The 20,569-nt window shown below is 45.4% G+C and carries 19 protein-coding genes; 4 read left to right on the forward strand and 15 right to left on the reverse strand.

Annotated elements, in window-relative coordinates:
• On the reverse strand, nucleotides 1-723 hold the full coding sequence (gene dnaQ / locus R8O10_RS13445) for a DNA polymerase III subunit epsilon (protein WP_318191472.1): 723 nt from the start codon (nucleotides 721-723) through the stop codon (nucleotides 1-3).
• Nucleotides 724-782: 59 nt separating this feature from the next.
• On the opposite strand from dnaQ, the gene rnhA reads away from it, so the two are divergent.
• Nucleotides 783-1,247: a ribonuclease HI gene (gene rnhA, locus R8O10_RS13450; protein WP_005380384.1), complete on the forward strand. Its 465-nt coding sequence runs from the start codon at nucleotides 783-785 to the stop codon at nucleotides 1,245-1,247.
• Here the strand turns inward: rnhA and R8O10_RS13455 are convergent.
• Nucleotides 1,244-1,990 carry a class I SAM-dependent methyltransferase gene (locus R8O10_RS13455; protein ID WP_017636046.1) on the reverse strand — a complete coding sequence of 249 codons (747 nt, stop codon included), beginning with the start codon at nucleotides 1,988-1,990 and terminating at the stop codon, nucleotides 1,244-1,246. The genes rnhA and R8O10_RS13455 overlap by 4 nt on opposite strands.
• 37 nt (nucleotides 1,991-2,027) lie before the next feature.
• Between R8O10_RS13455 and gloB the strand changes: the two genes are divergently transcribed.
• The 3 genes from gloB (at nucleotide 2,028) to R8O10_RS13470 (ending at nucleotide 5,307) form a co-directional block, all read left to right on the forward strand.
• A complete protein-coding gene (gloB, locus tag R8O10_RS13460) occupies nucleotides 2,028-2,786 on the forward strand; it encodes a hydroxyacylglutathione hydrolase (RefSeq protein ID WP_017636045.1) in 759 nt (252 codons plus the stop codon).
• A gap of 254 nt (nucleotides 2,787-3,040) precedes the next feature.
• Entirely contained in the window at nucleotides 3,041-4,624 is a 1,584-nt protein-coding gene (locus tag R8O10_RS13465; RefSeq protein ID WP_017820746.1) for a LysM peptidoglycan-binding domain-containing protein, read from the forward strand.
• Nucleotides 4,621-5,307, forward strand: coding sequence for a YIP1 family protein (locus tag R8O10_RS13470; RefSeq protein ID WP_005380375.1), 687 nt, complete (start codon nucleotides 4,621-4,623; stop codon nucleotides 5,305-5,307). Before R8O10_RS13465 ends, R8O10_RS13470 begins: the two co-directional genes overlap by 4 nt.
• Before the next feature lies 1 nt (nucleotide 5,308).
• Here the strand turns inward: R8O10_RS13470 and R8O10_RS13475 are convergent, their stop codons facing one another.
• From R8O10_RS13475 to bamA, 13 genes are all read right to left on the reverse strand, one after another.
• Nucleotides 5,309-6,154, reverse strand: coding sequence for an endonuclease/exonuclease/phosphatase family protein (locus R8O10_RS13475; protein WP_025768251.1), 846 nt, complete (start codon nucleotides 6,152-6,154; stop codon nucleotides 5,309-5,311).
• 140 nt (nucleotides 6,155-6,294) lie between these two features.
• A complete protein-coding gene (gene glnB, locus R8O10_RS13480) occupies nucleotides 6,295-6,633 on the reverse strand; it encodes a nitrogen regulatory protein P-II (RefSeq protein ID WP_005380372.1) in 339 nt (112 codons plus the stop codon).
• A gap of 186 nt (nucleotides 6,634-6,819) precedes the next feature.
• On the reverse strand, nucleotides 6,820-7,134 hold the full coding sequence (locus R8O10_RS13485; protein WP_017636043.1) for a c-type cytochrome: 315 nt from the start codon (nucleotides 7,132-7,134) through the stop codon (nucleotides 6,820-6,822).
• Nucleotides 7,135-7,204: 70 nt separating this feature from the next.
• A complete protein-coding gene (gene tilS, locus R8O10_RS13490; RefSeq protein WP_213874844.1) occupies nucleotides 7,205-8,515 on the reverse strand; it encodes a tRNA lysidine(34) synthetase TilS in 1,311 nt (436 codons plus the stop codon).
• A 106-nt stretch (nucleotides 8,516-8,621) separates the two neighbouring features.
• Nucleotides 8,622-9,581 carry an acetyl-CoA carboxylase carboxyl transferase subunit alpha gene (gene accA / locus R8O10_RS13495; protein ID WP_054577592.1) on the reverse strand — a complete coding sequence of 320 codons (960 nt, stop codon included), beginning with the start codon at nucleotides 9,579-9,581 and terminating at the stop codon, nucleotides 8,622-8,624.
• A gap of 45 nt (nucleotides 9,582-9,626) precedes the next feature.
• Nucleotides 9,627-13,106 carry a DNA polymerase III subunit alpha gene (gene dnaE, locus R8O10_RS13500; protein WP_005385364.1) on the reverse strand — a complete coding sequence of 1,160 codons (3,480 nt, stop codon included), beginning with the start codon at nucleotides 13,104-13,106 and terminating at the stop codon, nucleotides 9,627-9,629.
• Nucleotides 13,107-13,187: 81 nt separating this feature from the next.
• Complete coding sequence (rnhB, locus tag R8O10_RS13505; protein WP_005380361.1) at nucleotides 13,188-13,823, reverse strand: ribonuclease HII; 636 nt, start codon at nucleotides 13,821-13,823, stop codon at nucleotides 13,188-13,190.
• A 9-nt stretch (nucleotides 13,824-13,832) separates the two neighbouring features.
• Nucleotides 13,833-14,972, reverse strand: coding sequence for a lipid-A-disaccharide synthase (lpxB, locus tag R8O10_RS13510; protein ID WP_053306717.1), 1,140 nt, complete (start codon nucleotides 14,970-14,972; stop codon nucleotides 13,833-13,835).
• Between the two features lie 119 nt (nucleotides 14,973-15,091).
• Nucleotides 15,092-15,880, reverse strand: a complete 789-nt coding sequence (gene lpxA / locus R8O10_RS13515) for an acyl-ACP--UDP-N-acetylglucosamine O-acyltransferase (protein WP_005380357.1) — start codon at nucleotides 15,878-15,880, stop codon at nucleotides 15,092-15,094.
• 1 nt (nucleotide 15,881) lies between these two features.
• Nucleotides 15,882-16,334, reverse strand: coding sequence for a 3-hydroxyacyl-ACP dehydratase FabZ (gene fabZ, locus R8O10_RS13520; RefSeq protein ID WP_005380349.1), 453 nt, complete (start codon nucleotides 16,332-16,334; stop codon nucleotides 15,882-15,884).
• A 232-nt stretch (nucleotides 16,335-16,566) separates the two neighbouring features.
• Nucleotides 16,567-17,598 (reverse strand): UDP-3-O-(3-hydroxymyristoyl)glucosamine N-acyltransferase, encoded by a 1,032-nt coding sequence (gene lpxD / locus R8O10_RS13525; RefSeq protein ID WP_054577588.1) that lies wholly within the window; start codon nucleotides 17,596-17,598, stop codon nucleotides 16,567-16,569.
• A 6-nt stretch (nucleotides 17,599-17,604) separates the two neighbouring features.
• Complete coding sequence (locus tag R8O10_RS13530) at nucleotides 17,605-18,114, reverse strand: OmpH family outer membrane protein (RefSeq protein WP_005391804.1); 510 nt, start codon at nucleotides 18,112-18,114, stop codon at nucleotides 17,605-17,607.
• A gap of 13 nt (nucleotides 18,115-18,127) precedes the next feature.
• Nucleotides 18,128-20,542 carry an outer membrane protein assembly factor BamA gene (gene bamA / locus R8O10_RS13535; protein WP_005391802.1) on the reverse strand — a complete coding sequence of 805 codons (2,415 nt, stop codon included), beginning with the start codon at nucleotides 20,540-20,542 and terminating at the stop codon, nucleotides 18,128-18,130.
• Between the last annotated feature and the right edge of the window lie 27 nt (nucleotides 20,543-20,569).

Raw genomic sequence — 20,569 nt, forward strand, 5'->3', positions numbered from 1 at the left:
CTATTGATGCCAAATACAGTCGTTCACCAACTCTAATCTTTTTTGGTGAGCTTCTAGTTCATCGGCACTTGCGCGCAAAACCTTTAGCGCTTTTCTTCCTTCAATACGACGAATGGTTTCTACTCCACCCTCTTGTTTATTCGCGTTAAATTCTAGACTCGTTTGACCACCCGTCATAAAGAGGTAAACGTCGGCTAGAATCTCCGCATCGAGCAAAGCTCCGTGGAGAGTACGGTGCGAGTTATCAATACCGTAACGTTCACATAAGATATCAAGGTTGTTTCGCTTACCAGGGAAGATTTTCTTCGCCATAGCAAGGGTGTCGGTCACCTTGCAGTAGTCGTCCGTTTTGCCGATGTTAGGATCGAGCATGCCAAACTCGTAATCCATAAAGCCGGTATCGAAGGGCGCGTTGTGGGCAACAAGTTCTGCGCCTTTAATAAACTCAAGAAACTCTTGGTGCACGCTCGCGTATTCCGGTTTATCAACCAAGAATTCATCCGTAATACCGTGAACTTCAACCGCTTCTGGTTGGATTTCACGATCGGGTTTTAAATAAACGTGGAAGTGACGACCAGTCAGCTTACGGTTGATGATCTCCACGGCACCGACTTCAATAATGCGGTGTCCCATGTAGTGAGGACCACCCTCGCGGTTCATACCTGTGGTTTCGGTATCGAGAACGACAATGCGGTTATATTCAGAATTGCTGCTGGTATTCATAAGGTTATGTATGTCAGACTATGCTTTATTAAATGTTTCGGCTAATAGTACCAAAAAATATGACCAAACACGTTGAGATTTTCACTGACGGTTCTTGTTTAGGTAACCCAGGACCAGGTGGTTACGGCATAGTATTGCGTTACAAAGACGTAGAAAAGACACTTTCCAAAGGCTATACGTTAACTACCAACAACCGCATGGAAATGTTGGCGGCTGTCGTCGCGCTGCAGACGTTAAAACAACCTTGCAAAGTCACTTTAACGACTGACAGCCAATATGTGCGCCAAGGTATTACTCAGTGGATCCATAACTGGAAGAAGCGTGGTTGGAAAACAGCGGATAAAAAACCCGTGAAGAATGCCGATTTATGGCAAGCTCTAGACAAAGAAACCGCACGCCATCAAGTTGAATGGCATTGGGTAAAAGGCCACGCAGGCCATCGTGAGAACGAAATGTGTGATGAGCTAGCCCGTACTGCTGCAGAAAACCCAACTGAGGAAGATACAGGTTACCAACCCTCTTAGCGAGATTCTTTCCTCATAGTGTTACCCTCTCGATTCATCACCCCAAGTGGTGTGAGCTTTTTCTTCAAGCGCCAATGCGGTTTGATAGGCTTGAGAGGGTATGTCCGTTTCCGCGCGACTATGTAATACAAACTCCCAGCGGGTGATGCCCAATCACCAAGACTATTTTCCAACCATGTCCACATCGTACGGTAACGTTTCATCGGAAACAGCGCATAACGATCACAATGAATCACTTGATAATTAAGTAACCCTAACCAATCTTTGATGCGGTTCGACGTAAACATTCGTCCACTCCAAGGCAAATTATGTTTACGCCATGGAAGCAAACTCGCTAATCCAGTCAAGCTTAATGGGTTGAATCCAGTAATAATTACATAGCCATCATCCATCATCACTCTATCGACTTCACGCAACAAACGGTGTGGATCGCTTGCATAGTCGAGCTGATGAGCGAGTATCACAACATCAAAGCTTTTTTCCAAAAAGGGTAATTCGTAACCATCTGCAATCACATTATGCAACGGGTTCTGGATATCTACGTTGACTTGGTGTTGAATGTTACAATTACAGCTGGTTAGCTCACAGCTCAACCCGCCCAGTTTGAGCATATGGTAGCCGAAGAGTTTCGGGCACCATTCATCAAGTCGGGTCTGGATTGACTCAAGCACCCACGGACCGTTGTTCATTGCTGACCAAGTCGACGGGTGTGGTATAGTTTTGTTGCTGAGTGCTGGTTTCATTAACCACCTGACTAAAATGGGTGACGGAGAACGAATCGTGTTAGAGATCAAAAGCATACCCGCATTTAATGATAATTACATCTGGCTGATACAAAATAGCGATAAGCGCTGCGCAGTCGTTGATCCGGGCGATGCGAAGCCAGTATTAGAATTTCTGCAGGCTAACGAATTAACTTTAGAAGCGATTTTAATTACGCACCACCACAACGATCACATTGGTGGCGTTCCAGACTTAGTGCGTGCATTTCCTGACGTCGCCGTTGTGGGCCCAAAATCAGAGCCAATTCCAACCCTAACGACACCAATGGAAGAAGGCGACAAGCTGGAGTTGTTTGGTGAGATTTTCTTAGTACTTGGGTTACCCGGCCATACTTTGGGCCATATCGGTTACGTTGGGGACGGAAAACTGTTTTGCGGTGATGTGCTCTTTTCTGCTGGCTGCGGTCGTATTTTTGAAGGTACGCCTGAGCAAATGTTTGAATCACTGAGCAAACTAACGTCTCTACCAGAAGAAACTCAAGTCTTCTGCGCGCATGAATACACCGCGAGTAACGTGGCGTTTGCTCTAGCGGTTGAACCTGACAATGAGCAACTTCGCCAATATCGCGACGATGTAAACCGACTGCGAGCACTCAACATTCCGACACTTCCAACAACAATACGCAAAGAAAAGTGGATTAATCCGTTCTTGCGAACCTCTAACCCTGACGTGGTTCAATCTGTTGCTAGTCGCATTAAAAATAGCGATCCATGCTCGGTTTTTACTGCTTTACGCGAGTGGAAGAACGAATTTTAACCATTTTCTGCTTGTAAGTTTGCAAGACCCCAGTATTATCAGGGACTGATTTTTCGAGAAGCGCCACTGGCGCTTCTCTTACGTTTGGGGTTGATATAAATCTATTTGAATTTCTCCCCATTGCATAATTAGAAGCTCTTTGCCTCTATAAATTAGTTAGTGTTTAAAAGATGTCTATTATCTTGCGACTGCCACGCACATTACGTTGCGCGACAGGCAGGTGAAGATAAACAGGCCCTAAATAGGCTGAATCCATGCGTTTGAAGTATACTTGGGCGTTGGCGTTGTTATTATCTGGCTGTCAATTGACTCAGTCAGATTCAACGTCTTCTACACCAGAAACCAATAAATCTGAGCAGACTGCAAAGCAAAATGCAGTAAAAGCTCAACCGGGCAATAAATCGTCACTAGCAAAAAAATCCGCTAACGACGCGCCTAAAGTTCTCTCCCCCCAAGAACAAGAAGATGTGTGGCAACGTATCGCCATGCAGCTGGACATGGATATCCCAAACCACAAGAAAGTGGACTACTACCGTACGTGGTATTTAAAGCACCCAAATCACCTTTACACGGTATCTAAGCGTGCGACTCCTTTTCTATACATGATCACAAAACGTATCGAAGAGCGCGGACTCCCAATGGAGCTTGCATTACTTCCTGTAGTGGAAAGTTCATTCGATGCCTTTGCCTACTCACATGGTAGCGCGGCTGGGTTGTGGCAATTTGTCCCAGGCACCGGAAAAATGATGGGATTAGAGCAAAACTACTGGTATGACGGTCGCAGAGATGTGGCAGCAGCAACGGATGCAGCGCTGGACTACCTAGTACAACTAAACGAGCGTTTTGATGGTAACTGGGAACATGCAATCGCCGCTTATAACAGCGGTGGAGGCCGAGTTTCTAGCGCAATTCGTAAGAATAAAAAGCTCGGTAAACCTATCGATTTCTTCTCATTAGACTTACCAAAAGAGACCAGCAGTTACGTTCCTAAGCTATTGGCCTTGGCTGACGTTATCGCAAACCAAGACAAGTACGGACTTAATATTCCTGCAATTCCAAACAAGCCTGTTCTAACGCTTGTTGATCCAGAAGAGCAGTTAGATCTGGCTATTGCCGCAGATTATGCCGGCATTAGCGTAAAAGAGTTGCAGAGTTACAACCCAGCATACAACCAGTGGTCGACAGCGCCTGAGGGGCCGCACCAACTTTTGATTCCCGTAGAGAAAAAAGAGACTTTTCTCACCAAGGTGGAGAAAAATCGCGGTAAAGGGATGAAGGTCGCTCGCTACAAGGTGAAATCTGGTGACTCTTTAAGCGTGCTAGCTAATAAATACGGCACAACCACGAAAGTCATTCGACGTGCCAACGGCCTATCGAATAACAACATTCGTATTGGTCAATACCTATTGATTCCGACATCAACAAAAGACGATGCAAAATATGCATTAACGGCACAAAACCGATTAAACAAGACTCAATCTCGTGCTCGTGGTCAACTCAAGCTCACCCATGTCGTTCAGTCTGGAGAAAGTTTGTGGTCAATCGCACGTAACAATAAAGTGTCGTATAAATCGTTAGCTAAATGGAATGGTATGGGCCCTAAAGATCCATTGCGTGTGGGTCAAAAGCTAGTGATTTGGAAAGACTCAGACAAAGGTTCTGTGATCCGTACCGTTTTCTACAACGTTCGCTCTGGCGACACCATTAGCGGCATTGCAAGCAAGTTCAAAGTAAAAACGAACGACATCGTGAAATGGAACTCGCTACACAAGAAAAAATACTTACAACCAGGTCAAAAGCTTAAGTTGTACGTTGACGTAACGAAGGTAAGTGTATGAACCCATCAAGCAATCCACTTGTGATGCTGTTGGACATTTTTCGTTCTCCAACATCTTGTTTTCTTGCGCTTTATCAACGCGGTGGATGGGGATGGCAACCGTTCATCTTCCTGATGCTTAGTCCGTTTTTATTCTGGGGTGCTTACTTTTCGAATGTCGATTTCACGTGGCTCAGTGACCAACTTGCTGCGCAATTTCAGCAAATCGACCCGAAGCAGATTGAGCTATTAGAACCAAACACGCTAATGGCAAGCGCGATCATCAATGATGTATTCAACCGCTTTGCCACCTTACTATTGCTCGCGCTTTGGTTCTTTCTTGCAACAAAGGCAAGCAAACAACAATACGGTTACTGGAAATGGTTTGCCGCATCGTGTGCTATCTTATTCCCAGCAGTATTGGGCGATGTAGCAAGCTACGCGAGCTTGCTACTCAAGCATGGTCAGGTAATGACTTACGCTGCCGATTTAAATAGCCTCAATGGTCTATTAAAGCTGCCTCTTACTAACGAATGGTCTCATTTCGCTAGCTCGTTACCTTTGCTTCTGCCTTGGTACATTGTGCTCGGCTACGGCGTTGTACTGACGTGGACGGAGTTTGAACGTGGCCAAGCTTTGGTGATAGCAAGCCTGCCATGGGTATTCTTCTACGTTATTTGGGCACTTTATATTGTGGTAACCTAAGCTAGTTATTTAACGTAAATGACAATAACAATGGGTTATGATCGGAAGCGTCGCTCTGCGGCGCTTTTGCGTACTTAAGCGTCAGACCTCGGTAAAACACATGGTCCAGTGGTAACCCTGTTATAAATTGGACTCGATGATCCGGCAAGAACGTCACCTCTTGTAAGTCCGCAGCCTTTAAGGCCTGCCTCATCGCATTAACGCGAGATTCACTCCAGCTATTGAAGTCTCCAGCAAATAGAATTGGCCCCACATGATGCTTTAAAAGCATTTCAAGCGCCGTTAACTGCGATACATACTCTTTTGTACCCACGGTGAAGTTAATCGCATGTACATTCACCACTGCGAGTTTCTCGCCATTACTCAAGTGATACTGGCTATATAATGCAGACTTAGGTAAGCGAAGCCACGGCTCTTTAGAGGTGTAAGCGCAGGCTTTTTCTGGTTGCCCTTGAGCAATACTAATTACACCGGCACCGCTACCCAGCGCCTTAAAAGCACTCACTTGATTACTAACCCAGCGACCATCCACCAACCACTGTTTAAATGATGGTGTCATGCTGGCTTCTTGCAATAACAGTAACTGCTTATCAGCAGAAAACTCATCGAGTGCACGTTGCCAATTAGCCCGGTTCTGTTTGTAGATATTCCAGACAAGCACATTGATTTTGCCGTCATGATCGAGAGCTTTTGAATCGCTAAATTCGATGCACCTGATATCTTGTGTCAGCTCGGTACCTGTTTGAGTAATAATTTGCGGCTGATCTGGTACGGTGAAAATAACCTGGAAGCCAACCAATACCGCCATTACGAGAAAAGCTAACGCCAGAAAAAAACGCTTAAACATACGACAAACCTGAATGTAGGCACCCGAAATCTAGAACAACCAATCTCGGGTTAAATGATTTCACTAATAAGCAAACAACAAAAAAGGAGCCACTTGGCTCCCTTTTAGCATAATAAATACGAAACAAGTGACAAGAAACCTTAGATCGCGTCTTCGTCTTCTTCACCAGTACGAATACGAACCACACGCTCAATATCAGTGACGAATATTTTACCATCACCAATCTTACCAGTTTGCGCGGTTTCAATGATTGTCTCTACGCATTTATCAGCCACATCTTCCGTTACAACGATTTCGAGCTTCACTTTAGGTAGAAAGTCCACCATGTACTCTGCACCACGGTAAAGCTCGGTGTGACCTTTTTGGCGACCAAAGCCTTTCACTTCAGAGACGGTCATCCCTGTAATGCCAACTTCAGCTAGCGCTTCTCGAACATCATCCAGTTTAAATGGCTTGATAATCGCTTCAATTTTTTTCATGTTCATCCCTTAAGCTTCAATCGATTGCGCTTATTATCGTTTAGCGTTTCGCAACATTCAATGTTTGTCTCTGATCCACCAGCGAAAATCCAGGCTGAGCAAATTAACATAGCGAATATCGTGAGTTGATAAAACCCAATGAGGACTGCTCAATGCCCAATCGTCCAAGCTTTTTCAGACTCGCGTTTACTTCAAACTTGCGTAGTAAGCCGCTAGGTTAGCGATATCTTCATCAGACAACAATGAAGCTTGAGCTTGCATCACAGCAGCAAGCCCACCTGTTCGCTCTTTATTTTTATAAGCTTTAATTGAACTGATAATATATTGCTCATTTTGCCCTTTCAGATTTGGGTAACCCGGAATGACAGCAATACCATCAGCGCCATGACACGCCGCGCATACTCCCGACTTTGCTTGACCTGCTGCAGCATCTCCCGCAGCTAGAGCCTGCCCACTGAACATGGTTAACGCCACCATTGCACCCATGATTGTTTTCTTCATTGCTTCACCTAATCAATTATTATTTAAGGATTTTTATATTTTATAATCGACATTGTGGCATGAATTTTCATTACCTGCGCCAAATAAGTTCACAATCTTGACCATTAAATGCCTGATCAACGAACAGATCTGCCACAGCAACGACTCGGTCTTGATACATCAAAATCGGAATTTGACGACGCAGCCAGCTTGGCACATTGTATTCTTGGAACAACTTCTTCAGTTTTCGACTGTGATTACGCGTGGTTGGATGCGCTGATAAGCCTTCCGGATTAAAGGTCACGCGAAGCAATTCTGGCTGACTCGGAAGCGCAATCGTTGCGTTGCTAGAACTCGTCGTTAAGGTCAGCTCCCCGAGTCCCTCAGGCAGCGACAAAGTCGCATCAACTTGAATCGTACTTTGCCACTTAGTGACATCAGCCGTTTCCTTTACCCAATAGAGACGATTTCGAAAACGGCGCACTTCACCTTGTTTAAGTTGTAGTTTGGGGTTGGCATCTTGCTGAGCTAATGCCACTTCATTCCAGATAAGATTGAGTTGTACCTGAGTCGGCATACTAGTATTAAGCTTAGCTAGCCACATACGAATCAAGCGCGCACGTGCTAATTCACTGTGCTTAGCCAGTTCTTCAATACTCAAACTTAGATCCGTTTGTAAAGCGCGTTCAAACACCGCGCTCAATAGTTCATCCAATAGTGCTTCTTGTTGAGCACATAAGCTTGCACTGCGCTGAACCGCTTGATGGATACTCGGCCAACGACCAGACAATTCAGGAACAACACAATGACGAAGAAAGTTACGATCATAACGGGTATCTTGATTGCTTTCGTCTTCCACCCACTCCAAGCCTAATTTAGTAGCGGCGTCTTCGATGGTCTTCCGCTTGATAGTAAGCAATGGTCGAACTAGAGATCCGCAAGAAAACGGCATACTCTCCGCCATCGAAGATAACCCTTTTGGCCCGCTACCGCGCTTAAGCGCAAGGAGAAAAGTCTCTATTTGATCGTCGGCATGTTGACCAGTCAACAGTATATCGCCTTCTTGAATGTACTTAGTTAAGGCTTGGTAGCGAGCTTCACGAGCAAGAAGTTCAATACTTTCACCATTGCTGATGTCTAAGCTCACTCGCTCGATCGAGCACGATATCCCCACTTGTTGTGCCCAAAGTAAGCATTTATCGGCCCAATTATCGGCATTCGAGCTTAAACCATGGTGCACATACACAGCGTGACACTCTACAGAGTGCGCTTGTTGGTAGCGACTGAGTAATTCGAGTAAAAGACGTGAATCCACTCCTCCGCTAAACGCCAAGACAACCTTAGTGCCTGATTGATAGTAGCGGCCGAGAACTTGAGCAAAATGCAGGTAAAGCGATTCCATAAACGATCCGATAGGTGCAAAAAAGGGCTGGACTCTCATCCAACCCTTTCTATTTTAACTGTTATCAATTGAGATATCAGCTAACGCTTAAAAGCAATCACCGAAATTAACAGTAACCGTAGCTCATTAGGCGCTGGTAACGACGTTCACGTAGCGCCTCTTCATCCAATTGTTCTAGATCTTCTAACTGACGAAGTAGTGTCGCTTTCATATTCGCTGCCATTTGAACATGATCGCGATGAGCGCCGCCTAGTGGCTCTTCGATGATTTCGTCGATCAGTTCAAGCTCTTTAAGACGCGGAGCAGTTAGGCCCATTGCCTCTGCCGCTTGTGGCGCTTTGTCTGAATCACGCCATAAGATTGAAGCACAACCCTCAGGAGAAATTACTGAGTACGTAGAGTACTGAAGCATGTTCACGTAGTCGCCTACACCGATTGCTAGTGCACCACCAGAACCGCCTTCACCAACAACGTTACAGATTACTGGTACTTTAAGACCAGACATCACTTTTAGGTTTTTCGCGATAGCTTCAGATTGACCACGTTCTTCTGCGCCCACACCTGGGTATGCGCCAGCCGTGTCAATAAATGTGATGATCGGCATGTTGAAACGCTCTGCCATTTCCATCAAGCGTAGAGCCTTACGGTAGCCTTCTGGTTTCGGCATACCAAAGTTACGTTTCACCTTTTCTTTGGTCTCACGACCTTTTTGGTGACCAATGATCATCACAGGGCGGCCTTCAAGGCGAGCCATGCCACCCACAATCGCTTTGTCGTCTGCAAACGCGCGGTCACCCGCTAATTCATCAAACTCCTCAAAAGCGTGTTGGATGTAATCCAGCGTGTAAGGACGTAGTGGGTGACGAGCCAGTTGAGCTGTTTCCCATGCACCTAGGTCACTGAAGGTTTTTTTCTTCAGCTCTAAGCTTTTCTTCTCAAGCTGTTCGATTTCTTTATCCAGGTCAATCGCAGAATCACCACCGTGACGAGAGACATCACGTAATGCTTCAATTTTCGCTTCTAGTTCTGCAATTGGCTTTTCAAATTCAAGAAAGTTTAGGCTCATCTATGAATCCTTGTTTACCAGCGTCTAACATATTGCGCTGAATTTTTAGTTAAATTCGAGTTCTACCTGGCTTTTGCCAAGCAACTGTTTTAAATCGTCGAGTAATGTATCACTTGGCGTAACTCGCCACTCGGTGCCCAATGTTAACCGCGCTCTGGCGTCGGCACGCTGGTAGTATACATTGACGGGTACGGTTCCGGCTTTGTGCGGTTCTAAAATACGGCTGAACTGCTCAAAAAACTGATCGTTGATCTGATTTGCATCTATCGATACCGACAAACCACGAGCGTATTTCTCGCGCGCACTGCCGAGATCCATAACTTCACGCGCCGACATTTTAAGGCCACCGTTGAAGTCATCAAAGCTGACCTGTCCAGAAACGACCAAAATTCTGTCTTTTTCGAGAAGTTCAGCGTATCGATCCAGTGCATCTGAGAACAACATCACTTCCATGCGACCACTTCGGTCATCCAGTGTCATAATGCCAATTCGTGTACCACGCTTAGTCGTCATTACACGAGCGGCAATAACCAGACCTGCCACCGTGACAGATTGGTCGCGGCGAGTGGGCGTTGCGTCTTTTAGTCGACAACTGGTGTATTTGTTTAGTTCCTTTACGTAGGCGTTAATTGGGTGCCCTGTCAAATATAGACCTAGGGTATCACGCTCGCCCTCTAACCACACTTTTTCTGGCCAAGGCGGAACCTGCGTATACTTATGCTCTACTTCTTCAGGTGCATCCGTTAGCACACCAAACATATCCGTTTGACCAAACGCTTCAGCTTGGTGATGTTGACTTGCTGCTTTTACCGCATCATTGAGTGACGCCATCATCGCCGCGCGGTGTGGGCCTAGTCGATCCAACGCGCCCGCGTAAATCAGCTTCTCTATCACTCGTTTATTGACGCGTTTTAGATCAACTCGAGCACAGAAATCAAATAGGTCTTTAAAGTGACCACCTTTATTTCTCGCCTCAAGAATCGCATCGATAGGACCCTCACCTACCCCTTTTATCGCACCAATACCGTAAACAATTGCGCCATTTTCATCAACATTAAAGCGATATAAGCCAGAGTTGATGTCTGGTGGCAGCACGGTGAGCTTCATACGGAAACACTCATCGACCAAGCCAACGACTTTTTCCGTGTTATCCATATCGGCTGTCATTACCGCAGCCATAAATTCGGCAGGGTAATGTGTTTTCAGCCAAAGAGTCTGATAAGAAACCAATGCATAAGCAGCAGAGTGCGATTTGTTAAAACCATAACCGGCGAACTTCTCTACCAAGTCGAAGATTTTCATCGCCAACTCGCCATCGATACCGTTCTTTATCGCACCTTCTTCAAAGATAGCACGTTGTTTTGCCATCTCTTCTGGCTTTTTCTTACCCATTGCACGACGAAGCATGTCCGCACCACCTAGCGTGTAACCTGCTAAGATCTGCGCAATCTGCATTACCTGCTCTTGGTACAGGATGATGCCGTAGGTTGGATCAAGCGTCTCTTTTAGCGACTCGTGTTGCCACTTTTCATCTGGATAAGAGATCGCTTCTCGACCATGTTTACGGTCGATAAAGTTATCTACCATGCCCGATTGCAAAGGACCCGGACGGAAGAGTGCTACCAATGCGATAATGTCTTCGAAACAGTCTGGCTGAAGTCGTTTGATCAGCTCTTTCATGCCTCGAGATTCAAGCTGGAATACTGCTGTCGTTTCAGAGTTTTGCAACAAACGGAAAGAGGCAGGGTCTTCTAACGGTATGGATTCAATTTGAACCGGTTCTTTCCCTTCTCGCTCTAGGCGTGGGTTAATCAGTCCTAACGCCCAGTCAATAATGGTTAAGGTACGTAAACCCAAGAAGTCAAACTTAACTAGGCCAGCGGTCTCAACATCGTTTTTATCAAATTGAGTAACCGGAAAGTGACCTTCAGCGTCTGCATAAATTGGCGCAAAATCGGTAATTGTTGTAGGTGAAATTACAACACCACCAGCGTGTTTACCGGCGTTTCGCGTACAGCCTTCCAAAATATGACACATGTCGATGAGTTCTTTAACTTCCTCATCGGCCTCATACAATTCAGGTAGTGCAGGTTCAGCCTTAAACGCTTTATCTAGCGTCATGCCTGGATCGGGCGGGATCAGCTTTGAAATACGATCAACAAAACCAAATGGGTGGCCTAATACGCGGCCAACGTCACGGATTACCGCTTTTGCCGCCATGGTACCAAACGTGATGATCTGAGATACCGCGTCGCGACCGTACATTTCCGCAACGTGGTCAATAACCTGGTCACGTTTATCCATACAGAAATCGACGTCGAAATCGGGCATCGAAACACGTTCTGGGTTCAAGAAACGTTCGAACAGCAAGTCATATTCTAGTGGATCCAGATCGGTGATTTTTAGTGCGTAAGCCACCAAAGAACCAGCACCGGAACCACGTCCAGGACCGACAGGAATTCCATTATCTTTTGACCACTGGATGAACTCCATTACGATCAAGAAGTAACCAGGAAATCCCATTTGGTTGATAACATCTAGCTCTATCTGAAGACGTTCATCATATTCAGGTCGGCGACGTTTTCTCTCTTCCTCATCTGGAAATAGGAACTCTAAACGCTCTTCCAACCCCTCTCGGGATTTCATGACTAGGAACTCAGTCTCTTTCATCCCTTCGGTTGGGAAAGCTGGTAGGAAGTACTCACCTAAGCGCACAGTCACGTTACAACGCTTCGCTATCTCGACACTGTTTTCTAACGCTTCAGGAATATCAGCAAACAGCTCACACATTTCTTCTTCTGTACGAAGATATTGCTGCGGACTGTAGTTTTTTGGCCTACGCGGATCTTCTAATGTGTAACCATCGTGAATCGCTACGCGTATTTCATGAGCATCAAATAGGTCTGGACTCAGGAATACAACTTCATTGGTCGCCACTACTGGCAAGTCTTGCTGCTCTGCCAATTCAACCGCAAAGTGAAGATAAGTTTCTTCATCTGGACGACCGGTACGAAGTAGCTCAAGATAAAAGCGATCTGGAAAATGCTGTTTATAAAAATCAACACACCCCTGCACTATTTGACGGTTGCCTTTCAAAAGGCCGCGGCCAATTTCCCCGCTTTTACCGCCGGATAATACAATCAAGCCTTCAGACATTTCAGCCAACCAGGCTTTATCAATCACAGGGTGGTGTTGAACATGTCCACGTAAGTACGCTTTTGATATCAATAACGTCAGGTTCTTATAACCCACATTATCCGCCGCAAGCAAAGTCACTTGAGTCAGCTCTTCACCAAACTCGTCCGACTGCATTTTAAAGTCAGCACCGATGATCGGTTTAACACCACTGCCATGCGCCGTACCGTAAAACTTCACCAAACCACATAGGTTGGTAAAGTCGGTCAACGCCATTGCGGGCATACCGAGCTCAGCAACTTTCTTTACGATTGGCGGAACTTTGTTGAGGCCATCCACCATCGAGAAGTCACTATGAACACGCAGGTGGATGAATTTGGGATCTGACATTAACAGGTACCGTGTAACTCTATTTTGTTGGGGATTCTAACCTAAAGAGGTTGGGTTTATAACACCAATTAGATCGTTTGATTATTCTATGCCTAACGCTTTTTTTACTGGCTTGAAACTCTTGCGGTGTTCACTGATCACTCCGTGTTGCTCAATCGCTTCAAAGTGCGCTTTAGTTGGGTAACCTTTGTGCTTCGCGAAGCCAAATTGTGGATGAAGTTTATCCAACTCTTCCATCTCTTGGTCACGCACGACTTTGGCAATAATTGAAGCCGCACTGATTTCGGCAACACGTAGATCGCCTTTTACTACAGCTTGAGCATCCATTGGCAGCTCCGGACAACGGTTACCATCAATCAACACCAAATCAGGTTGAACCTGTAACCCCGCCACTGCACGCTGCATCGCAACCATAGTCGCCTGCAAAATATTCAGTTGATCGATTTCTTCAGGAGAACAACGCCCGACCGCCCACGCCAATGCTTTTTCTTTGATTTCAGGAAGCAACGCCATGCGTTTCTTTTCGGTCAATTTTTTCGAATCGTTCAACCCTTCAATAGGATTGTTAGGATCAAGGATAACCGCAGCGGTGACGACGTCTCCCACCAAAGGACCACGTCCTACCTCGTCGACTCCGGCCACAAGCTGGTAACCTTGCGGATATTCAAACGGAGGGAGTTCAACTTTGGTTTTGGTCGCTTTTGGTTTAACAGCCATGATAAATCTCTATTTTTCAATCAGTTTTAGAACCGCGTTTGCGGCTTGTTGATCCGCATCTTTACGGATCCAATGATGCATTTCCGTAAACTTATCTAACATCGGTTTATTGTCGCTTTCCAATAAGCGAGAAACCTCAGTAAACAAATTGTCTGGTGTGCACTCATCTTGTAGATATTCTTTGACGAGCTCATCATCCGCCAAGATATTCGGCAATGACACATACTTCGTTTTCAATAGACGTTTAGCTAAGAAAGCAGTAAATGCATTCACACGATAACCCACCACCATTGGACGCTTGAGAAGCATACACTCCAACGCTACGGTACCGGAGGCCAACATCACAGCATCGGATGCGGTGATGACGTTGCGTGCGGTGTCATCAACTAACTTGAAGTCCAACTCTGGCGCTAGCTCTTTCCATGCTTGTTCAAACTGCTCACGGCGTTTTTGATTAACAAGCGCGACAACAAACCCCAGTTCTGGAAATTTGTTATGGAGTAACTTGCAGGTTTCAATAAATGGCTCTGAGAGCATTTTTAACTCGCTACCACGACTGCCTGGCAGGACAGCAAGCCACTTTTTATCTTGTTCTAAACCAAGCAACTCACGTGCAGGCGCTTGTTCTGATTCTAGTGGGATGGCATCAGCCAAGGTATGACCAATGAACTCGCAAGGTACATTAAATTTGTCGTAAAACGCTTTCTCAAACGGAAGAAATGCTAGCACCAAGTTCGTTGCCGCTTCTATTTTAAAGATGCGCTTCTGACGCCAAGCCCAAACAGACGGACTCACGTAATGAACGGTTTTAATGCCCGCTTGCTTGAGGTCAAGCTCCAAGCGTAAGTTGAAGTCAGGAGCATCGATCCCGATGAAAACATCAGGCGGATTCTGAGTAAAATACTGAACGAGCTCAGCTTTCACTTTAAGAAGTCTCGGTAAGCGGCCTAAAACCTCGACTAATCCCATCACCGCAAGCTCTTCCATATCAAACAGAGACTCGCAACCTTGGGCTATCATTTTCGGACCGCCAATGCCTACGAACTCTGCGTCTGGATATTGCTGCTTTACTGCTTTGATAAAGCCTTCACCTAGCGTATCGCCAGACAATTCTCCGGCAATGATGCCAATACGTAATGGTCTTTCCATATCTACTTCGCTATTTTTCCTGTGCGCTATGGATAACGGTTTGCCTTATCCATAAAACACAAAAAGATCGTAACCTCAAATTCGGTCACGATCTTTTTATTTATTGGTTCATTCGCCAATTAACGAATAATGCCACGTTCCGTCGTTTCCAGAATATCTGAGAAACGCTTCACAGCCGGCCACTCTTGAGCCATTTCAGCCAGAATAGGCTTCACTTCTTCTAGCGTCTTACCTGAACGGTAGATTTCTTTATACGCTTTTTGTAGCGCACGAATCTCTGGTTTCTCAAAGCCATTACGCTTCAAGCCAACAAGGTTCAAGCCGAATGGAGTAGCGTGGTTACCTTGCGCGAGTACATAAGCTGGGACATCTTGCACCACAGCTGAACAGCCGCCAATGTAAGCGTAAGCGCCCACTGTACAAAACGGATGAATCGCAGACAGTGCCATCACACCGGCATAATCATCAACAGTAACGTGACCACCAAGAATCGAGTTATTACCGATATGAGTGTGGTTACCAATAACAACATCATGCGCAACGTGTGCATTCACACACAATAAGTTGTCATCACCAATGATCGTGGTTGCTTTGTCCTGCACTGTGCCGCGGTGAACTTGGACCGCTTCACGAATGACGTTACGGTCACCGATAACCACAGTTGTGTCTTCACCACCGTATTTTTTGTCTTGGTTTTCTTCGCCGATGACAGCATGTGGGAAAATACGGTTATCTTTGCCAATAGTCGTGTGACCTTTGATCACAACGTGAGACATCACTTCTGTGCCTTCACCAATTTCAACCGTAGAGGTGATGTACGTAAAAGGACCTACTGTTACGTTAGCACCAATTTTGGCGCCCTCTTCTACCACCGCTGCCGGGTGGATTTTAGCGGTTTCATGAATCATATTAAAACTCTCGACGAGCACACTTCAGTTCTGCAGAACATACCACTTCGCCGTCAACTTTTGCTACACCGCTAAATGCAGCAATGCCGCGACGTTCTTTCAGAAATTCTACCTCAATAACCAATTGGTCGCCCGGAACCACTGGTTTACGGAATTTCGCGCCGTCTACGCTTGCAAAGTAGTACAGTTCATTTTCTGTTGGTGCACCAAATGATTTAAATGCAAGTAAGCCTGTTGCCTGAGCCATTGCTTCTAAAATCAAAACACCTGGGAATACTGGTAGTTGAGGAAAGTGACCTGTGAACTGAGGTTCGTTAACCGACACGTTTTTAATCGCGTGAAGGTACTTCTCTTCTTGGAAGTCTATCACTCGGTCGATCAATAAGAATGGGTAGCGATGAGGTAGTAGCTCTTGAATTTCAGAGATGTTCATCGTTTTCTTTTCAGTAGTCAAAGTCGTCTTCCTATATCAATTTTTTGCCGCCAAGATGGCAAACGTGGCAACAGGTCGTAAAGCCGAATCGCTTTGCAATATACTAGCAAAATACGCACCATCTTGGAGTTAAATCTACTTAGAGCGCGTCATTATAGAAGAAAAAGACCCGCATTTCGCGAGTCTTCGTACAGAATATGGAACTAGAGCCTGTTAGCTTTCACGTTAAATACAGAGCGAAAGATAACTTGTTCTAAATTTCTTCTTTCTGTTCCAGCTGTTTTTCAACCGCTTTCAGGCGCTTATTCATCTCATCAATACGGTGAACTCGAGTTGCAGTTTTACGCCACTCTCTGTTCGTTTGTAGTGGAATACCTGATGAGTAAAGGCCTTTTTCTTCGATACTGCGCATTACCATGCCCATACCTGTAATCGCCACACCATCTGCGATAGTGATATGGCCATTCAGAACAGACGCGCCGCCAATCTGGCAGTACTTACCAATTTTTGTACTGCCCGCGACAATAGTACCACCAGGCATCACGGTACCATATCCGATCTGCACGTTGTGCGCGATTTGAAGTTGGTTATCCAGAATGACATTGTCTTCAATGATAGTATCTTCGAGTGCACCGCGGTCAATCGTAGTACAAGCACCAATCTCAACGCGGTTACCGATACGCACTGAACCAAGCTGAGGGATTTTGATCCACTCGCCTTTGTCATTCGCATAACCGAAGCCATCAGAGCCAATGACGGTACCCGATTGAACGAGACAGTCATCACCCAATGACACTTCATGGTAGATAGTGACATTAGCCCAAAGCTTGGTGTTATTCCCTAGCTTGGCGTTCTTACCGATAAAACAACCAGCACCAACGCTTACGTTGTCGCCGAGTTCCACGCCCGTTTCAATCACGGCGTTAGCGCCGATTGTAACGTTCTCACCCATTTTAACGTCAGCGGCAATCACAGCACTTGGTGCAATATCGTCTGCCGGTTTTGGTGTGGTATCCATCGCTTGGACCACACGAGCAAATGCGACATAAGGGTCTGAAACCACTAGCGCATTTCCAACGCATTGATCTTTATGCTCAGCCTTTACCATAACAACGGTAGCTTGGCACTCAGAAAGGTGTTTTGCGTATTTTGGGTTAGACAAGAAGGTTACGTCACCTTCTCGTGCTTTATCCATTGGGGCAACACGGCTTACAACGAGAGACTCGTCACCAAACAGCTCACCCCCGGTAATTGTCGCCAATTCGGCTAATGTCAATGTCTTCATAACTTCTTATTTTAGAGCTTTAATTACGTCTTCAGAGATATTGTATTCTGGCTTGCCGTACTGCAAAGCAGAGATATCAATCACAAGATCGTAACCATTTTTGTCTGCGACTTTCTTAACTGCATCTTGAATCGTTTTGAAAAGCTTCGCTTTTTCTTCAGCTTCACGACGCGCACTTGCTTTTTCAAGTGCTTGTGCTTTCACTTTGTACTCGCTGTCTAGCTTCGCGATATCGATACGTAGCTTTTCAACTTCGTCTTGACCCAAAAGCTCGCCGTCACGTTGTAGCTTCTCAATCTTTGTTTTAGCTTGTGCTTGGATTGACTTCAGTTCATCAGCTTTGCTTTTGAAGTCTTTCTGCATTTTTTGTAGTACAACTTCACGTTGAGGAAGAGCTTGAAAAACTTGAGCTGTATTTACGTAAGCAATTTTCTGTGCAGCTTCTGCCGCATTTGCAAACATTGAAGAGCTCAGTACAAGAAGGCCAATCCCAGCCGCTTTGATCATTTTATTCAAAATATTTTCCTCTTTAGAAAGTTCTACCGATAGTGAATGTGAAGAACTCTTCATCATCGCCATCAAATTTCTTAATTGGTTTCGCTAGTGAGAATACTAGTGGCCCCATTGGAGACATCCACTGCAACGCCGCACCGTAAGAAGAGCGGTAGTTGGTTGGATCTGAGTAATCGTAGTAGTAACGGTCACCATATTCCGCACCTGAATCGCGGTAGTCAAACTCCGTATCCCAAACACTTGCCATATCAAAGAAGATACTGGTACGAATTTGGTTTTGTACTTCTTCTGATGCAAATGGTGTTGGGACAATCAACTCAACACTTGCTAGCGCTACGGCGTTACCACCAACAGAGTCATCTGTTGCTGTATCTGCGCCATTGTTTGAACCAGATGTATCACGGTAAACCGCTTTAGGACCAACAGAGTTTGAGCCAAAGCCACGAAGCGATGTAAAGCCACCTGCGTAGTAGTTTTCGTAGAATGGGAACAAGTTATCGTTACCATCCGTTTGACCGTAACCATTACCGTAACCTAAGCGGCCACGGAACAAGAGGGTAAACTCGTGCTTTTTAGTCAATGGCACATACTGGCGAACATCGTACTGCATTTTGAAGTATTGAACGTCAGAGCCAGGTACGGTCATTTTATAGAATGCACGCTGATGGTTACCTGCCGTTGGGAAGTAACCACGGTTTAAGTTATTACGTGTCCAAGAGATATTGAAGTCGAAGTCGTTTGTGTTCAACGCCCCACTAGAATCAATGTTGTCTGCTTGTGCTCGTAAGAACTGCTCTACCTGCAAGTAAGGCGATAAGTTACCGATCTTGTTGTGCGTATAACCGACACCGAATTCAAAACGGTTCAACTCATCGAATGGGAAGCCCCACGTTAAGCTCGCGCCATAGCTTTCGTTGGTATAGTCAACGATATTGGCTTCTTTCGCTTCAAATTCGTTATAGAAAACCTTACCACCTAAGCTTACACCGTCTAAGTTCCAGTACGGATCACGGTAATCTAGACTGATGTTTTTCTGGTAGTCATTCATCATCGCATTGATACCAACACGGTTACCGCTACCAATAAAGTTATCTTGTTGCAGGCCAACCTGGAAGCTCACACCCGATTCTGTACCGTAGCCAACACCGAAGTTAACGCTACCAGAGTTCGCTTCTTTGACAGAGTAAACTAGGTCAACTTGATCATCACTACCAGGAACTCGAACCGTCTGTACTTCAACATTTTCAAAGTAGCCCAAACGATTTAGACGAGTTTTACCCGTTTCAATCGATTTCGAGTTCAACCAACTGCCTTCCATCTGACGCATTTCACGACGAAGGACTTCATCTTTGGTTGAGTTATTACCCGTGAAGCGAATATCACGAACATAAATTCGGTTACCCGGGTCTACGTTAACGACCAAAGAAACTTCTTGATTCTCGTCGTCAAACTCTGGAATGGTATTCACTTGAGGATAAGCATAACCGGACTCACCAAGCACACGCTTAATCCCTTCTTCCATTGAAGTCACCAACGAGCCGTTGTATGTCTCATTGTCTTCAAATGGCACAAGTCTTTCGAACGTCGCTTCCTCACCAATCAAATCACCACGGAACTTCACGTCCTTAACGGTGTAAACCTCGCCCTCTTCTAGACCAAGAGTAATGTATACCCCTTTCTTGTCAGGAGAGATTGCAACTTGTGTCGAATCAACGTTAAATTTTAAGTAACCACGATCCAGGTAGAATGATTTGAGTGCTTCAATATCACCTGCAAGAACTTGCTTTTGATACTTTTCATCAGAAAGGAAATTCCACCACGGCACATCAACATTTAAGTTAAAGCGCGAAAGCAGTTCTTCATCACTGAACACTTCATTACCGATAAAGTTGATTTGCTGAATTTTTGCCGACACACCTTCAGTAAAGACAAACTTAAGATCAGAACGATTACGTGGTAGTGGAGTCACCACCGCTTTTACTGTTGCGTTGTATTTACCTACGCTGTAGTAAAAGTCTTCTAAGCCTTTTTCAATGTTGCTTAGCGTGGTGCGGTCAAGCGCTTCACCTTCACGAACGCCAGACGCGTTCAGGTTTTCTTGTAGCTGCTCGTCCTTGATTGCTTTGTTACCTGAAAAAGAGATGCTTGCAATGGTAGGACGTTCTTTGACTTGAACCATCAGAACACCACCGTCACGCAACACTTTCACATCTTCAAAGTTACCAGATGCATACAGGGCGCGGATAATTTCTGCAACATCGCCTTGGCCAATGGTATCACCGACACGTACAGGCATTTTCAACAATGCAGCACCCAGTGCTACACGCTGCAATCCATCGATTTCAATATCTTGAACTACGAAGTTCTCTGCTCCATTTGCAGATACACTGGTCGCCAGTAAACTTGCAAATAGAATTCGCTTAATCGCCATACTTGTTCTAATTATTCCTTGCTACTG

Source organism: Vibrio sp. 1727 (genome assembly GCF_033344415.1).
GTDB lineage: Bacteria > Pseudomonadota > Gammaproteobacteria > Enterobacterales > Vibrionaceae > Vibrio > Vibrio alginolyticus.

What these genes read in the sequence shown, in the direction of transcription:
- bamA (WP_005391802.1), bottom strand. Translation starts at nt 20,542, where the DNA reads ATGGCGATTAAGCGAATTCTATTTGCAAGTTTACTGGCGACCAGTGTA.
- accA (WP_054577592.1), bottom strand. Translation starts at nt 9,581, where the DNA reads ATGAGCCTAAACTTTCTTGAATTTGAAAAGCCAATTGCAGAACTAGAA.
- dnaE (WP_005385364.1), bottom strand. Translation starts at nt 13,106, where the DNA reads ATGTCAGATCCCAAATTCATCCACCTGCGTGTTCATAGTGACTTCTCG.
- lpxA (WP_005380357.1), bottom strand. Translation starts at nt 15,880, where the DNA reads ATGATTCATGAAACCGCTAAAATCCACCCGGCAGCGGTGGTAGAAGAG.
- R8O10_RS13465 (WP_017820746.1), top strand. Translation starts at nt 3,041, where the DNA reads ATGCGTTTGAAGTATACTTGGGCGTTGGCGTTGTTATTATCTGGCTGT.
- glnB (WP_005380372.1), bottom strand. Translation starts at nt 6,633, where the DNA reads ATGAAAAAAATTGAAGCGATTATCAAGCCATTTAAACTGGATGATGTT.
- R8O10_RS13485 (WP_017636043.1), bottom strand. Translation starts at nt 7,134, where the DNA reads ATGAAGAAAACAATCATGGGTGCAATGGTGGCGTTAACCATGTTCAGT.
- R8O10_RS13455 (WP_017636046.1), bottom strand. Translation starts at nt 1,990, where the DNA reads ATGAAACCAGCACTCAGCAACAAAACTATACCACACCCGTCGACTTGG.
- rnhB (WP_005380361.1), bottom strand. Translation starts at nt 13,823, where the DNA reads ATGGCTGTTAAACCAAAAGCGACCAAAACCAAAGTTGAACTCCCTCCG.
- tilS (WP_213874844.1), bottom strand. Translation starts at nt 8,515, where the DNA reads ATGGAATCGCTTTACCTGCATTTTGCTCAAGTTCTCGGCCGCTACTAT.
- R8O10_RS13475 (WP_025768251.1), bottom strand. Translation starts at nt 6,154, where the DNA reads ATGTTTAAGCGTTTTTTTCTGGCGTTAGCTTTTCTCGTAATGGCGGTA.
- rnhA (WP_005380384.1), top strand. Translation starts at nt 783, where the DNA reads ATGACCAAACACGTTGAGATTTTCACTGACGGTTCTTGTTTAGGTAAC.
- dnaQ (WP_318191472.1), bottom strand. Translation starts at nt 723, where the DNA reads ATGAATACCAGCAGCAATTCTGAATATAACCGCATTGTCGTTCTCGAT.
- lpxB (WP_053306717.1), bottom strand. Translation starts at nt 14,972, where the DNA reads ATGGAAAGACCATTACGTATTGGCATCATTGCCGGAGAATTGTCTGGC.
- lpxD (WP_054577588.1), bottom strand. Translation starts at nt 17,598, where the DNA reads ATGAAGACATTGACATTAGCCGAATTGGCGACAATTACCGGGGGTGAG.
- R8O10_RS13470 (WP_005380375.1), top strand. Translation starts at nt 4,621, where the DNA reads ATGAACCCATCAAGCAATCCACTTGTGATGCTGTTGGACATTTTTCGT.